Genomic DNA, 15855 nt, shown 5'->3' on the forward strand with positions numbered 1-15855 from the left:
ATGCGCGGCAGCCCGATTCCTTAATCGCGGCCGCGCCTGTTTTTCCTCATCCCTTCACAGCAACATGCATGCCATATGCTCGGGACAAACCCACACTCGAACCCCCTCGGTACAAACACAGGCGTCGGCTGACTGTCGCATTGAGGGCGTCCCGAAATCCAGGATGTGTTCTCAAGCAGCTGCTGCACAGATAATGTCTTCTGCAACGACACATCGATTGGACGGCACTTCCGAATGTCGATTTGGAAGACACATGTGGGCCGCACCACGTAGGACGAGGAGAGTGGAATGACCGTTGCGGCCAGGCACGAAGGATGCAGTGGTAGGATTTGCCCCTCGAGAATTGAACTGGAGAGCGATAGATCAATGGCGCGTGAAAACCTAAACGACCTGCTCGCATTCCTTGCGGTTGCCCGAGAGCGCAGCTTCACACGTGGTGCGGCCAGACTCGGCGTATCTCAATCGGCACTCAGCCATACGATTCGCAGTCTTGAAACACGGCTCGGCGTGCGTCTGCTGACTCGCACGACGCGAAGTGTTTCGACAACTGAAGCTGGCGAACGCATTTTTCAAGCAGTCGCCCCTCGCATAGAAGAAATCGACTCCGAGCTGGCGGCGCTCGCGGAATTCCGCGACAAGCCAACCGGGACTGTGCGTATCACCGCGACTGATCACTCGGCTGAAACCGTGCTGTGGCCGAAGCTCTCGAGTTTTTTACCCGCCTACCCCGATATCAAAATCGAGATCACGGTAGATTACGGGCTCGCCGACATCGTTAGCGAACGGCATGACATAGGAGTACGGTTGGGCGATCAAGTTGCGAAGGACATGATCGCGGTCAGAATCGGGCCTGACCTTCGAATGATGGTCGTCGCATCGCCTGAGTATTTCGCGAAATTCCCACCACCAAAGACGCCCGACGACCTGCTCCATCACAATTGCATCTCGCTACGCCTTGCAACGCTTGGCAATATTTATTCTTGGGAATTGAAGAAAGGCGAGCACGATCTCCAGGTTCGTGTGGAAGGTCAGTTGATCGTGAATAACGCGCCGCAATTGCTCAATGCAGCGCTGGGCGGCTTTGGTATCGCATACCTGCCCGAAGATGTGGTGATGCCGCACATGCGGGCCGGCAGGTTGAGAAGCGCCCTCAATGAATGGAGTCCGACGGTTACCGGCTATCACGCGTATTACCCGAGTCGACGGCAGTCTTCGCTCGCACTCTCACTTGTTATCGATGCCCTGAGGTATTCCCCCCGGTAGCTCTACGGGCCCGTCGTAGATTGATGAATCAGATTCACCACTTCAGTCGATTCGATGAGCTTTATCCACCTTCCCTTTGCCTCTATGATCTCTACAGTCATCCGCACACGCACAACCCATCGTGCGCACCGGATGTGGACTTCTCACAAATCAGTGTGGCGGGCCGGTGCCCGTCAGGAGTCAGAGACATGGATTACCGCCAACTGGGTCGAAGTGGCCTGAAAGTATCCCCACTTTGCTTGGGTGCGATGATGTTTGGCGGCGAGAGCGACGAAGCTACGTCGAAGCGCATCATCGCCAAAGCCTATGACCAGGGCGTCAACTTCATCGATACGGCCGACGTTTACCACGCCGGCCGGTCGGAAGAAATCGTCGGTCGGGCGATAGCCGATCACCGCGACCATTGGGTGGTGGCCACCAAGTTCGGTTTCCCGATGTCGCAGGGGCCGAATGAACAAGGACAATCGCGTAAGTGGATCTATCAGTCGGTCGATGCAAGCCTCAAGCGGCTCGGGACTGACTATATCGACATTCTTTATTTTCATCGCGCGCTTCCGAATATGCCACTGGAAGAAGGCGTGCGAGCCGTTGGCGACTTGATCCGACAAGGCAAGGTTCGATATTTCGGAGTATCGAACTTCCACGGGTGGCGCATTGCCGAAATCGCGCGAATTGCTGACCAGATGGGCATCGACCGTCCGGTTGCGAGCGAGCCGCTCTACAACATCGTCGATCGCACCGCAGAAGTCGAGCAGTTGCCATCAGCGGCGCATCATGGACTGGGAGTTGTCTCCTACAGTCCTCTTGCGCGAGGCGTGCTGACCGGAAAGTATGCGGTGGATGCCCCAGCCCCGGTGGACAGCCGGGCCGGACGCGGCGACAAGCGTATCCAGCAGACCGAATGGCGCCCGGAGTCGATCCGGATCGCACAAGAGATCGCCGAGCATGCCGCGAAGCTGGGCACGACGTCTGTCGCCTTTGCACTGGCTTGGGTGCTAAAGAATCAGTATGTGAGCGCCACGATTGCGGGGCCGCGTACAGAGGCGCATTGGGACAGCTATATCGAGGCGCTGAAGGTTCAACTCGGTCCCGATGATGAGAGCTTAATCGATAGCCTCGTGCGGCCAGGACATGTTTCGACTCACGGGTATACGGATCCGGGCTATCCGGTCCAAGGGCGAAAGATCGTTTAACCGCGCTATTATCCTGCCTCACAAGAGAGGCGCCATCGTGCGCCTCGTTCTTACGTTGCCGATTTTTTGGCACCTCTCCATTGCTGACGCATCGCGGCAACGGCATGCGATGTCGGCACATCATGCCGTCGAGGCACTCGACATTCGAAGCGACGCCATATCAATCACGAAGCGGTAGCGAACATCAGAACGATCCAGTCGCTCGAATGCCTCATTAATCTGGTCCATCTGAATGATCTCGCAGTCAGGCAGAATGTTTTTTTCTGCACAGAACTCCAGCATTGCCTGGGTTTCCGCGATGCCACCAATCAGTGATCCGGCCAGACTGCGCCGGCCGAACACGAACGGCATCGTCAGTTGCTCGTCGATCGGACCGATTTGCCCGACGATCACCAACGCACCACCAATGTCGAGCAGAACCATATAAGGCGAAACATCGTGGCGGACGGGCACAGTATCGATGACGACGTCGAAACTGGACTTGGCATTCGTCATAGCCTCTTCATCGCTCGATACCAAAAACGCATCCGCCCCTAAAGCCATCGCATCGGCCTCCTTCGACGCCGTTCGACCGATTACCGTGACGTGCGCGCCCAGGCCAACCGCGAGCTTGACCGCCATATGCCCGAGGCCGCCGAGACCGATCACGCCAACTCGGCTCCCTCGCTCCACACCCCATTTCCGCAGCGGCGAATACGTCGTGATGCCCGCGCAAAGCAGCGGGGCTACACGAGAAAGATCGAGTCCGGCTGGCACGGTCAATACGAACTCGTCACGCACGACGATGCGATTCGAATAGCCGCCCAGTGTCACTGCTTGTGTCAGTCGGTCGCGCCCGCCGTAAGTCGGTGTCATGCCCTCTCTGCAAAACTGCTCTTCACCGAGCCGGCATTGATCGCAATGCATGCAGGAATCGACGATGCACCCGACAGCCACTGCGTCACCGACTTTGAAGCGAGTCACGTCGCTGCCGATTTCGGATACGCGTCCCACGATTTCGTGCCCTGGAACCAGCGGATATACGCTGTTCTTCCAATCGTTGCGTACCTTGTGCAGGTCGGTATGACATACACCGCAATAGAGAATGTCAATTGCGATGTCGTTGGATCGCAAGCTGCGTCGTTGGAACGCATAAGGCTTGAGCGGGGCGCCTGCGCCGTCCGCGGCATAACCAAGCGTGTTCATCTGTTCAGTACTCGAGAAGCTGGAGTTGGGTCGCCGCTCAGGCACCCGGCGTGATGGCCTAGTTGATGCCAAGCGCGACGTGCGACGATTCGATACGTCCGTACAGGGAAGCCGGGTCGTGTCTGAAGGTGTCAAGGCATGACATCGGAGCTCGCCTTCAGCGACAACGCCGGCTCTATCCGGTCGTCCGGCCTACTGAATCGGCAAGTCGATCAGGTCGTCCAGAATAATCACCTTGGCCTCAAGGTACGGCAGCAGGCCGTCCGGGCCGCCTTCACGCCCTAACCCCGATTGCTTGAATCCACCGAACGGCAACCGGTGCTCGCGTCGGACTTCGTTATGCCCAACGGTGCCAGCGCGCAGACGTCGCGCAACGGCATATGCTCGCTCCGGATCTTTGGTGAATACGGCCGCATTGAGGCCGAACGCCGTATCGTTGGCAATGTCGACCGCATGTTCTTCGCTATCCGCAGCAATGACCGAGAGGACCGGCCCGAATATTTCCTCTCGCGCAATGGTCGAATTGTTGGTCACGTTGCCGAATACAGTCGGTTCGATAAAGTACCCGCGCGGCAGATGAGACGGTCTGCTGCCGCCTACCGCCAGTGTCGCGCCGTCCTGAATCCCTTGACCGATGTAGTGCTCGACCCGCTCGCGTTGACGGGCCATCGCGAGAGGACCCATTTCGGTATCGGGGTCGAAAGGGTCACCGACTTTGACATTGCCGAAATGCGCGCTCAGCGCATCAACCAGTTCGTCATGGCGGTTTCGCGACACAATCACACGCGTCAGCGAGAAGCATACCTGCCCTGTCAGGAAGGTTGCGCGCGATGTAATAGCCTTGGCGGCAGTTTCGATATCGTAGTCATCCAGCAACACCGCCGGCGATTTACCACCCAGCTCGAGCGTGCAACGCGCAATTCTTTCACCGCAGATCGACGCGATGCGGCGGCCGGCTGCCGTCGACCCCGTGAATGCCACTTTGTCGACATCGGGATGCAGAACCAGGTGCTCCGAAACGGCCCGATCCGCCGTCACGATATTCAGTACGCCGGCGGGCAGATTGGCGGCCTCACAGGCTTCGGCCAGTATGTACGCCGCCCCAGGTGCCTCCGGCGACGCCTTGACGATCACAGTGCACCCAGCAATCAGCGCCGGCGCGACCTTGGAAGCAATCAATCCGGGCGCTCCGTTCCATGCGACCACTGCGGCAACCACGCCGACAGGCTCACGCTCGACGATCGCGAGACGCCCACCGTTTTCCGGTGTGTGTCGCTCCTGAAACGGATATGAGTCGGCCAGGCTCGCATAATAGCGGTACGAGTCACCAAATGTGGCCATTCGGCTTTTCGACGCACTGAACACGACGCCAGTTTCCGTCGTCCAGATGCGTGCGTGCTGGTCCGCGCGCTTGTCGAGTTCGTCCGCGATGGCAGTCAGATATCGCGCGCGCTCGGCATGCGACATCCGAGGCCATGGACCGCGGTCGAAAGCCTCACGCGCAGATGCCACCGCACGGTCGACATCCGCGGCCTGCGCTTCCGGTACGACCTCGAACAGCTCCTCGGTCGCGGAATTCAGAACGGAAATCGTCTGATCTGACGAAGGCTCAACCCACTTGCCTCCGATAAAGAGCTTATTGGGATGCGATAACAGGTCGTGATGAATCATCGGAATAGTACCTAGTCGGTTGAATTGATTGACGCTCGAGAACGGTGTTCCCGGTTACGTGCAAGATGAACTCCAGTCGGGCTGGCCGCCAATTCCCGCCACGGAGCGGTCTGATCAAGGCACGGCAGAAACTGCCGTGCCTTGGGCGCGTGCCGCGACGGTCCTGTAGGTCTATTATCAAGACGTTGCCCGAATCGCCGCAGACGTTTCCGGCGCGGCACGAATGATGCGCAGTGCGCGACGCAAGCACTCCGCGCCGAGCAATACGACGCATGCAAACACGAGCCCACACGATTTTCCGATCGCGGCTTCGTTCCCGAACACGTAGTCCGTCACGGCAGCAAACACGAACGCACCGATACCGAGGCCGAGGATCGTCCCGGTCGTCAGATACGCCGCGACGATGCGCCCGCGAAACTCGTTTGGCGTCACGTAATACAACGCAACCGCGGACTGTGCCGACACCACGCCGCCCAGGAAGATCAGCACTGCCAGCGCCACGAGGGTGACAGTGGCATCGTTCGCGAAGCCGAAGACAAGTGCGACTGGGAGCATCGCGATCAGGGCGTTGCGCGGCACCGATAAAAGGATGGCTCCCGAGCCTCGAACGGACGGACGGCCAACCCACCACCCACTAAAAAGAATACCGAGCGAACCAGCGACAAACTGCAGCACACCCATCGCATATCCGATGCGTGCCGCGCTCCATGCGAATTTCCGAATAAACAACGCGGGCGTCCAAGTAGCGACCCCGTAATAGACAACCCCATTCAACGCGAATGCCAGAATGATGAATGCGATCAGCCTTCCATGCATCGCGAGGAACGGTCGCAGCGGGCTACGCTGCGCATCTGGCGCAGACAGCTCCCGTCGTTCTGGTTCCTTGACCAGCAACATGATCGCCGCCAGCACAATGCCCGGAATGCCAACGATCACAAACACGAACTGCCAGTTCCGAACGGCACCCAGCAACGGAAGGATCAGCGTGTGCGCCTGGGAAGCATAGGCAACCGCAGCCGACCCGAACAGCAGCGCCACACCGGCCCCGGTGCAGATTCCCATCGTGTAGAACGAAATCGGACGCGCCCGACGCTCCTTCGGGAAGTAATCGGAGATCATCGAATAGGCGGCGGGACTCAGAGCGGCCTCACCCACCCCAACCAGGATCCGCGCTACAAACAGCTCGTGAAAGTTCCGAGCAAGTCCGCAAACGATGGTCGCTAGACTCCATAAGACCAACCCAATAATGATCATGTTGCGGCGGTTCCATCGATCTGCTACGCGCCCGAGGATCAAGCCAAAAACCGCATAGAAAATCGCGAAAGCCATGCCGGCAAGCAAGCTGAACTGCGTATCGGTCAGGTGAAGATCCGCTTTGATCGGCTGAACGAGCAGCGCCAGAATTCCGCGATCAACAAGTGCCACCGCATATGCAATCTGCAGGCAGACCACTACGAACCATGCGTATCCCGCGTCGGGATAAGGCTTGCTCGACAGGTACTGATTTCTCGCAACGTGCATCATTTTTTCCATGTTCCTACCTATGTCTCTCTGTTTTCATATCACCGGCGATTCGCACCTCGAGCCTGTATGGCCCCGCGAGCAATCGGGAACGTCTTCATACGTCGAACTATCACGAAGCAAGGAGCGCGCCAACGAGCCATGCCGCATGCGACCCAGGCAGTTCACGCAAGCTCACGCGAAATTGGCTTCGGCAGACCGAGAAAGTGGCTGCGCGGAAGACATTGGTGTCATATTGGAAGACAGGCTCCGTCGTACTGCCACCGCCTCTTGCAAGCGTCCGCCTCTCCTCTGAACGGATTCCGCATCAACCCGCTCGATAGGAAACCAGTCAACACTCGACGTGAGCGTCTCACGGTGCAAGTACCCGGCGAATCTGAATTGGCACGCGCATTGCTGATAAAACCCAGCCTTGGCGCTGGCGTCGTGTCGGCGCCCAACGGCACTTCTTCGGTTTGAATTATGGGAATGAGAAAATGTCGAATTGGTCGAACTCGAACGCACACATCTACAAGGCAGTGCCGCAGTTTGGGCGTCTACGCGAAGACGTTCTGTTCGGCGACGTTTGGCTTCAGCCGGAGCTGAGCCCACGTGATCGGAGTCTCGTCACCTGTGCGATGCTTGCGGCGCTCGGGAAAAACGAAGAGCTATCGGCACATATCCACAAAGCTGTAGCAAATGGCGTAACTCCCGATGAGCTTCGCGGCCTGGTTGTCCAGGTCGCATTCTATGCAGGGTGGCCCTGCGGCGTAAACGCGGCAAAAGCCGCTCTGCCGCATCTCGAATCAGGATCCGATTCGGAATCCGACAAGTAACGTTTAGCACGCGTGTCATGGCCTCGATGGCGATGAAAGAAGTACGACTGGCGTGACCAAACCAAGCTGCGCTTTCATTCAGATGGCCAGTCGCTCCTTGATTGCCGTAACGATGATCAAGGAGCGCTTTCATCACTGGCTTTCGCGCTTGAGTCTTTCTGCCCGCTCACGCATCGACTCCGACATCCCCATCGGCTGAGGCCATAGATTGTGCGAGAAGCCGCCATCTACCACGATGGTCTGGCCGGTCACGAAGGAGGCTGCTGGAGACGCGAGGAAAATTGCCACGTCAGCCTGCTCGCTCGCCTCGGACAAGCGCCCCAGCGGAATCTGCTTTTTGCGAGCAGCGATGCCGACCGGAGTCACATCCCTGATCATCGCAGGCGTCATGATGGAACCCGGAATGACCACGTTCACCCGGATATTATCCACCGCCCACTCCATGGCCATTTGCTTGCTCAGTGCGATGAGTGCCCCCTTGCTCGGCCCGTAGGACCCGGAGTTCGCGTAACCGTGTACACCGGCCAGCGAGGCCGCGTGAACAATTGCAGGCGCCGGACTCTTGAGCAGATGCGGACGACACGCGAGCGCAAGCACGAGTGCCCCGCGCACGTTGACACCGAACGCGTGGTCCCAGCGATCGAAATCCACATCCTCCAGCAGCGTGCTGGCGACGTGCACCGCGACGTTGATCAAGACATCAAGACGCCCGTATTTCGCGACCACCTTTTCCACGGCTGCATCGATGTCATCTTTTCGACTTACGTCCAACTTGACGGCAATGGCCTTGTAGCCGCGCGCAGTGATCGCTGCAGCAACTTTCTGGGCGGAGGCCTCGTTCAAATCCGCCACAACGGTCAGACCACCGTTAGCAGCAAAGGTCCAGGCACATGCCTCGCCCATGCCACTACCTGCACCGACAATGAGCCCCGCAAAGCCTTCTATCGTCGATCTTTTCATCCAATCGAGGCGTCTCTCGATCGTCGAATCACTCATATGCTCTCTCCTCCTGCGTCTTCGAAACCTGCAGGGCTCACCGTCTGCCTACCGCGGAAGGTTCGCCAGGCAGGACGCCCACGTCGCCATCTTTCGACAAATCAGGCGACTCAAAAAGAACACCCCGCAGGCTGGTTCCGTTCCGAACCTTTCGGGGTGCAATTCATCGCAGCGCACATTCGAGGCATTTCCACGCTTCACAAGATCATGGCAATCCAACCTTTCGCCCGTCGCGCGCCACAACGCAGTAGCTACGCCAAGAAATCAGCCGGCCATATACGCGCCATCGACGGTAAAAGCCTGACCGCTCGCATAGGACGCACGATCCGATAGAAGCCAACAGGCCATTTCCGCTATCTCACGCGGATCAGCCAGTCGCTTGAACGGTATGCCAGCCAGAATTTGATCGCCGCGACGTGCCATCGGATCCTTGAGCATTTCCGTGTCGACGAAGCCCGGGCAAATTGCATTCACTCGAATGTACGGTGCATATTCGATCGCGGCCGTCTTCGTCATGCCAACTACCGCGTGCTTACTGGCCACGTACCCGCCTGTGGTAGCAAACCCCGCTATCCCTGCCAGAGATGCCGTGTTGACGATCGCGCCGACACCACCTTGCTGCAACATCTGCTTGATCTGGGCCTTCATGCAGAGCCACGTCCCCTTCAGATTGATCGCGACGACTCTGTCAAACGCCTCCTCGTCCCAATCGGCGAGAAACCTGCCGCCTTGTCCTACCTGAGCGCCGTTGACGCCAGCGTTATTGAACGCGCAGTCCAGGCGACCAAACGCATCGACAATTGTCTGCACCATCGCGTTGATCTGATTGCCATTCGTGAGATCCGCGGCGATCGAGATCGCTTCCCCTCCTTCCGAGGCGATCATTCGCACCGTCTCTGCGGCCCCCGCGGCGTTGACATCGGTGGCGGCGACACGTGCGCCCTCTCGCGCGAACAGTAATGCTGCGCTTCTTCCGATTCCACCTGCGGAACCGGTGACCAGGACCGATTTTCCACTCAGCATGCCACTCATACTTCCGTCTCCTTGTCATCGCTCCCGACATGCCGAGAGCTTCGTTGAATTGCCAAGCGTGTCGCTGAAAATTCGCGGATTGACGGCGGCCGTCGATACCGCGAAACCTGAGTTCAGTTCAGCGGTTCGCTGGATTGCGAGTTGTTACCAAACAGCCATTCAGGGCGGTGAGCCGCGCATTAGCGCCTACATCGGCCACGCTCTGCAGACATTGCGCGCGGATCTGGTTTGTCATGAGCATCGGCACACCAATGCCGGAGCCGAGTTGCGTCAAGCGAGTCAGACAGTCCAGCATTTTCCCTACCGTCCGGTCGATATCCTGGCCACGGCCCAACAGTCCATCGAACAGGCTCTCCGCCTCGGCACTCGACGCCGAGCCACTATTGATGACTGGGGCAAAGTCAGACACGTCCAGTCCGACCTTCACAGCCAGTGCCGCGTTTTCCAGCATGATGAAACGATTGCAGGCCGCGATCGAAGCGGTGACCAGCCGCATTGCATCGGCTTCGACAGCGTGATCGCCCAGCGGCCGGACATTGCGTTCCGCATCCCCGACGAACTTCGTGCCGGTCAACGACTCCATGAACGGAACGACATCGTCCAATCGCGCCTGCTCGCCCAGCAAATTGAGTGCCGCGTTGATCATCCCTCTCGCAACGTCTGAAATCGGCATCGGAAGCGCATTCCTGCTTCCTAACAGCGCAGCCTGATTGAGATCCTTCACCATAAGCCCGAGCGCGAAATTGGTCGATGATCGGCCCTCAACCACTGCAGGAAGCATCCGTTCCGTGATGAAGCTGCGGGCTTCTCCGGCGTTTAGCGCCTCGGTCATCGCTGCCGCAGTCAAGCCAAGCTTGCGCCCGACTGCGACGACTTCGAGGGTCATCATTCGGCAAGCCGCGTTAGCCATGTTGTTGATCGCCTTGAGCGCCTGAGCGTCGCCTACTCGCTGGCCGCACCTGAAGACCTTCGGACTGATCGATACGAGCACCGGGTACGCTTGCTCGAACGCCGCGTCGCTCCCCGAAGCCATGATCGTGATCTGACCGGCGAGCGCAGCGGGTACACCGCCTGCAACGGGCGCATCTACGAGGCCGACCCCTTTCTCGGAAAGCGCCAGGACGAACGATCGAGTGTCATCCGGCAACCCGCTCGTCTGGTCAATGACGACCGTGCCCGGCTTCAGTGTTTCGGCAAGTCCCCCGCTTCCGAACAATGCGTCGCGTACGTTGTCGCTCTTTGGAAGGCAAAGCACGACGACATCGCAATTCGCGCCAACGTCTGCCAGCGAGATCGCTGCTCGCGCGCCCTGTTCAACAAGCGTCTGAATCGCGGTCGGATTGAGATCCCACACCAGTAGGTCGTGACCACCGGCCAAATTTCCCGCCAATGCCCTGCCCATCGCACCCAAACCAACATAACCGATCTTCATGCTTCTGCTCTCACGTAACAGGCAGATTGAAATCGTCCACTGCCTGATCAATCTCATACGGAAAACGAGCAACCAGGTTCCAATAACGTCTACCGGAGATCCGTCAGGAAACCCAGTCGGCTCGTGGGCGGAGCCATCCGGCGGCATTAGCCGCGGACGTATTCCTCGTCGCTGACATGTTCTTGCCAGGTCACTGCATTGCCATCGACGGCCTCCGTTACGGCGATGTGCGTCATGAACGTCGTGTCGGTCGCGCCATGCCAGTGGCGTTCGTTGGCAGGAATCCAGACCGAGTCACCCGCAGTCACTTCGTAACGCTGCTGCCCCTCGCACTGTACCCAGCCTCGGCCCGCAGTGATGATCAGAATCTGGCCGGCAGGATGCGTATGCCAAGCAGTACGCGCGCCAGGTTCGAACGTGACGAGACCGGTTCCCACGCGACCAGGTTCTTCCGCGCGAATCAGACCGTCGCGTCTGACCGTGCCCGTGAAGTTTTCTGCCGGCGCGAGACTCGATGGAACAGGACATGACCGATTGACCTTCATCCGCTACCTCACTGAGTTATTTCGATTGCATCCTTTACGCAAGTAGCATGCCAAGATGGACCGATCTCGGTGTGAGTGAGCAATGCGGTTCCCACTCCGCATCGCAAACGCGTGGTCAAGGCGATTCAGTGTTTTCGTCCGGGGACTCTGCGCATACAGCCTCATGGGAAATTGCGCGCTTTGGGTCTCGCGGACATTTCGGCAACCGTAAGGTGATTAATGGAGATCGCGTAACCGTATGGCGCGGTCGTGATTTCCACGGCACGCGCATTCGATTCGACAGATGTACAAGGTGAAAACACGTGTTCGCGCGAACAACATGCTGCCTGTCTGCGCCAGGCAATTCCTTGACTGCGGAACGGTCGGCTCCGTCGCGTTGACTAGGCCCCTTGGTTAGGATGCGAAGACGGCGGCATTCCCGCTCGTGGTGACTAATCCATGCCGCACTGGTTATCGCGCTACTTCGCGTAGCGCGACGGTGAACGCTAGCCACCGATAATGGCAATGCAAGTCAGTTCGTGATTCGGTAACCGCCTGCGGCCGTTGCAGGCTGAACAATGTGTATCGTATCCCGATGCTCAGCAATCTATCCGTACGCCAGACACGCAAAAACGAATGCCGCCGTCCACCATTCATGCGATCTGGTAAAGCGGCGACATACTCTGACTAGGCGACGAACCGCACGCCAGCCATCATCTCGAACAACCGTGATAGCGCATCGGTAGAGGCATCGCCCCCAATCTGATTGATGCCGGTTTCAACGAGACCGCGAACGAGATGGCCAACAGTCATCGGAGCGCCGCAGCCTTTTGCCATCTCCGAGGCGACTCTCAGTTCGCTGACCAAGGCGCCGAGTTGCAGATCACTGGTTGGCTTGCCCGATGAAAGCACTGGAAGTACGCGCTCCGCGGCGCGGTTCCACGCACCGCCCTGGAGAAAGATCTTTGCCATCAAGTCTAGTGGCAACCCGAACTTAGCCGCGAGCGCTGCACATTCATATGTAATGAGAAGATTGCATGCGGCAACAGTATGACTAACTAGCTTCGCTGCCTCTGAATCGGCGTGTTGTGGAATAGCCCGTGCCTCTTCTGACTCCACGACAAAACACGTGCCAGCCATCTTCTCGACGACACCGAACAACTCTTTGAGCTGTGCCGCCGGACCCAACAAATTCAATGCCGTCTCATGATAGCTGCGGACCAGGTTGGCAATCATCATCGGCACACCACACTTCATTCCCAGGTCAGTACCCAGGTTCAAATCCTTTACCAGTAGAGCCAATGCAAATTCGCCGACGGGGGATCGGCCCTCGAGCAGCGCCGGCAAGCTAACGGTCGAAGTTCTGTTGCCTCCCTCTCCGCTGTTGATGGCCTCGGTAATAGTCGTAAGCGACATTCCCATTTTTCTGCCCATCGCAACGACTTCCAGCGTCGCCAGCCGCGACGACGCGCTCATCGTGTTGTTTATGACCTTCATCGCGTGAGCATCGCCCGTGCGTTGCCCACAATAGTCGACGTTGGAGCTAATCGCATGCAGCACCGGCAGTGCCCGATCGTAGGCATGTTGCGGCCCCGCGACCATAATTGCGATCGTTCCCGCTTCGGCGCCCCGCTGCCCGCCAGAAACTGGCGCATCCAACATTGCGACGCCACTTACGGCAAGCCGGCTTGCGATCTTTGCGGTCTCACTCGGGTCGCCGCTGGTTTGATCGATCAGGATTTTTCCAGAAGACAGGCCGTCTGCACCTCGCCCGGCCCCGAAGAGCAACTCGTGCACGTTTGACGACCGTGGCAAACAAGTCATGATGAAATCACAGTCACGCACGAGATCCGCAGGTGACGCAGCAGCTTTTGCGCCGAGTTGCACGAATCGATCGATAGCGGACTGCTGGAGGTCCCAGACCTGTAACGGTTGTGATTGCAGCAGCCGCCGCGCGAGCGCGCCGCCCATCGCGCCCAGACCGATATAGCCGATTTTCATGCTGTCTCCTTTAGTCATAAGCGAGTGCGAAGCGTGCTGTGGAGTAGAGGGCTGCCATAAGGCACCCGTGATTGCTACGGCGACGACTCGCCAAATAAATTGCACGTCGAAACGGACGGACGTGCTAGATGCAGTGTCCGTGGCGACCTGATGGTTCGGCTTAGCCGACATACCGCATCGCTAGCGTTTGCCGAAGTCCGATCGCTCCAATCCGCCCGTCTCGGTGCGGCTCGACACTATTACGCGAATCCGATGATTGCCTTCGTCTCGAGATATTCCTCCATCCCGAATACACCCATTTCGCGGCCATTGCCGGATTTGCGGTAGCCCCCCATTGGGGCGGCGGTATTCGCGGGGGCGCCGTTGAAGAAGACTCGCCCCGCCTTTAGCTCACGACACGCGGTAAGTGCCTTATCCTGGTCACGAGTAAACACGTACGCCGCCAGACCATAGTCGGTATCGTTGGCGATTTCGATCGCCTCTTCCGTCGTCTTGTAGGTCAGGACCGACGTGACCATACCGAAAATCTCTTCCCGTGCGATGGTCATGTCGCGCGTCACATCTGCGAAGATCGTGGGGCGCACGAAAAACCCTTGATCGAGCCCATCGGGGCGCCCAGGGCCACCGCATACAACCCTTGCCCCTTCTTTCAGGCCGACTTCGATGTAATGTTGAATGCGCTCGAATTGTGCGCCGTTGACGACCGGGCCATGTGTCGTCTCGGGATCCATGGGATTACCAACCCGCATTTGTGCGACGGCGTCTCGGAGATGGCCTAGGACAGTTTCGAGTTGATCCTCATGTACCAGCAAGCGTGTCGGAGAATGACAAGACTGCCCGCTGTTTACGAATCCGCGTGTTACGTTGTAGAGTGCGGCCGCACGCAAGTCGGCATCCGGAAATACGATGTTGGCTGACTTGCCACCGAGTTCCTGAGCGACCCGTTTCACCGACGGAGCGGCCGCCTCTGCGACCAGAATTCCGCCACGAGTCGAACCGGTGAATGAGACGACCGCGATATCCTCGTGTACGCTGATGGCGTTGCCGACTGTTGGCCCGTCGCCGTTCACAAGGTTAAAAACACCGTTGGGAACACCGGCCTCGTGCAGAATGTCGGCCAGCACCAGCGCGCTCATCGGCGTAAATTCCGACGGCTTGACCACGACCGGGCAACCTGCTGCCAATGCTGACGATAGCTTGTTGCAGATGAGCTGATTCGGCCAGTTCCAGGGGGTGATCAGTCCGGCCACGCCAATCGCTTCGCGCCGAATGAGGTTGACGCCGACCCTCGACTCGAATTCATAGCTCGTAAGAGTTTCGATTGCCTGCCGAAGCGCGGCAAGACCCGATGCCGTATGCGCCTTCATGGACCTCGGCGCACCCATTTCTTCTGTCAACGCAGCCATGATTTCATCTTCGCGTCGCTGATAGACAGCGATGATGTTTTCGAGAAGCTGGATCCGCTGCTCTTTCGATGTTGCGCTGAATAACGGAAGTGCACGCTTTGCCGCCTGCACTGCTCGATCTACGTCCACACGGCTACCCAATGCGACGGAGCCGAAGGTGACCTCGGTCGCTGGATTCACAAGTTCGAATGGCCGCGACTCGATCGGATCGACCCATGCACCATCGATATAAAACTGTTCGAAATTTTTCATTGGCTTCGCTAAATACAATTGAGAATACAAATCGCGGAGGGGAGGAGCATTTCAAGGGTTAGTGATCAGCCGTTTCAACACTCGTTATGCATGGGAAGCCGCACTTGGTTTCCGAAAATGGGAAAAGGTGAGAAATGGAGACCTCATTTCGTTGGCAGCAACATTAGCCGGCTGCGTTGCGGCACTGCCGCAGCGGCGGACCGTGGCGTTTCGCTTTTCGTTCGCCGGATTTTCCCGCAAGGTCCATGCCAGTCGCCTACGCGCCCCTTTTGTCGTCGTGTTTTCGGTATTTGGCGCCCCCGAGTGCGCGATGCTGTGTTCCGGAAACACACTTTCGTACATTCGGACGACACGTACAGCCCGGCCCACAAAGCTCGGCTGGGGCTCAGTGTCCAGCGCAAACGCTCGTCCGACGGCGAGGGGCGCTTATCGCTACCGCTGATGTTGAGGACGTTTAATTCCGGTAGTGGAGCGATTAATTGTGCTAGGGAAACACTGATTAATCCGGCTCGGTGGTCATCGCTGACGCAGCCGAGGACGTTGTAGAAGATAGTTCACGGAACG

The 15855-nt window shown here is 58.2% G+C and carries 12 protein-coding genes; 3 read left to right on the top strand and 9 right to left on the bottom strand.

The features are described from left to right. The first annotated feature begins 366 nt into the window (after positions 1-366). A complete protein-coding gene (locus DIE23_RS37860; protein WP_124617889.1) occupies positions 367-1263 on the top strand; it encodes a LysR family transcriptional regulator in 897 nt (298 codons plus the stop codon). Positions 1264-1451: 188 nt separating this feature from the next. Next, entirely contained in the window at positions 1452-2456 is a 1005-nt protein-coding gene (locus DIE23_RS37865; RefSeq protein WP_124617867.1) for an aldo/keto reductase, read from the top strand. A gap of 120 nt (positions 2457-2576) precedes the next feature. On the opposite strand, the gene DIE23_RS37870 is transcribed toward DIE23_RS37865, so the two are convergent. From DIE23_RS37870 to DIE23_RS37880, 3 genes are all read right to left on the bottom strand, one after another. After that, positions 2577-3641 (bottom strand): NAD(P)-dependent alcohol dehydrogenase, encoded by a 1065-nt coding sequence (locus DIE23_RS37870; protein ID WP_124617869.1) that lies wholly within the window; start codon positions 3639-3641, stop codon positions 2577-2579. A 192-nt stretch (positions 3642-3833) separates the two neighbouring features. Next, on the bottom strand, positions 3834-5312 hold the full coding sequence (locus DIE23_RS37875; protein WP_124617871.1) for an aldehyde dehydrogenase: 1479 nt from the start codon (positions 5310-5312) through the stop codon (positions 3834-3836). Positions 5313-5489: 177 nt separating this feature from the next. Continuing rightward, a complete protein-coding gene (locus DIE23_RS37880) occupies positions 5490-6845 on the bottom strand; it encodes an MFS transporter (RefSeq protein ID WP_124617873.1) in 1356 nt (451 codons plus the stop codon). 464 nt (positions 6846-7309) lie between these two features. On the opposite strand from DIE23_RS37880, the gene DIE23_RS37885 reads away from it, so the two are divergent. Then, on the top strand, positions 7310-7648 hold the full coding sequence (locus tag DIE23_RS37885; RefSeq protein WP_124617875.1) for a carboxymuconolactone decarboxylase family protein: 339 nt from the start codon (positions 7310-7312) through the stop codon (positions 7646-7648). Positions 7649-7780: 132 nt separating this feature from the next. On the opposite strand, the gene DIE23_RS37890 is transcribed toward DIE23_RS37885, so the two are convergent. The 6 genes from DIE23_RS37890 to DIE23_RS37915 form a co-directional block, all read right to left on the bottom strand. Further along, complete coding sequence (locus DIE23_RS37890; RefSeq protein ID WP_124617877.1) at positions 7781-8644, bottom strand: SDR family NAD(P)-dependent oxidoreductase; 864 nt, start codon at positions 8642-8644, stop codon at positions 7781-7783. 264 nt (positions 8645-8908) lie between these two features. Beyond that, a complete protein-coding gene (locus DIE23_RS37895) occupies positions 8909-9676 on the bottom strand; it encodes an SDR family NAD(P)-dependent oxidoreductase (protein WP_124617879.1) in 768 nt (255 codons plus the stop codon). A gap of 118 nt (positions 9677-9794) precedes the next feature. Beyond that, the gene (locus DIE23_RS37900) at positions 9795-11255 is read right to left on the bottom strand and encodes an NAD(P)-dependent oxidoreductase (RefSeq protein ID WP_311767845.1); all 1461 of its coding nucleotides are present in this window, start codon (positions 11253-11255) and stop codon (positions 9795-9797) included. Continuing rightward, positions 11255-11653 (bottom strand): cupin domain-containing protein, encoded by a 399-nt coding sequence (locus DIE23_RS37905; protein WP_124617883.1) that lies wholly within the window; start codon positions 11651-11653, stop codon positions 11255-11257. Before DIE23_RS37905 ends, DIE23_RS37900 begins: the two co-directional genes overlap by 1 nt. Before the next feature lie 666 nt (positions 11654-12319). After that, positions 12320-13633: an NAD(P)-binding domain-containing protein gene (locus DIE23_RS37910; RefSeq protein ID WP_124617885.1), complete on the bottom strand. Its 1314-nt coding sequence runs from the start codon at positions 13631-13633 to the stop codon at positions 12320-12322. Positions 13634-13872: 239 nt separating this feature from the next. Further along, positions 13873-15291 carry an aldehyde dehydrogenase family protein gene (locus DIE23_RS37915; RefSeq protein ID WP_124617887.1) on the bottom strand — a complete coding sequence of 473 codons (1419 nt, stop codon included), beginning with the start codon at positions 15289-15291 and terminating at the stop codon, positions 13873-13875. Between the last annotated feature and the right edge of the window lie 564 nt (positions 15292-15855).

It is taken from the genome of Burkholderia sp. Bp9143, from assembly GCF_003853645.1.
Taxonomy (GTDB): Bacteria; Pseudomonadota; Gammaproteobacteria; order Burkholderiales; family Burkholderiaceae; genus Burkholderia.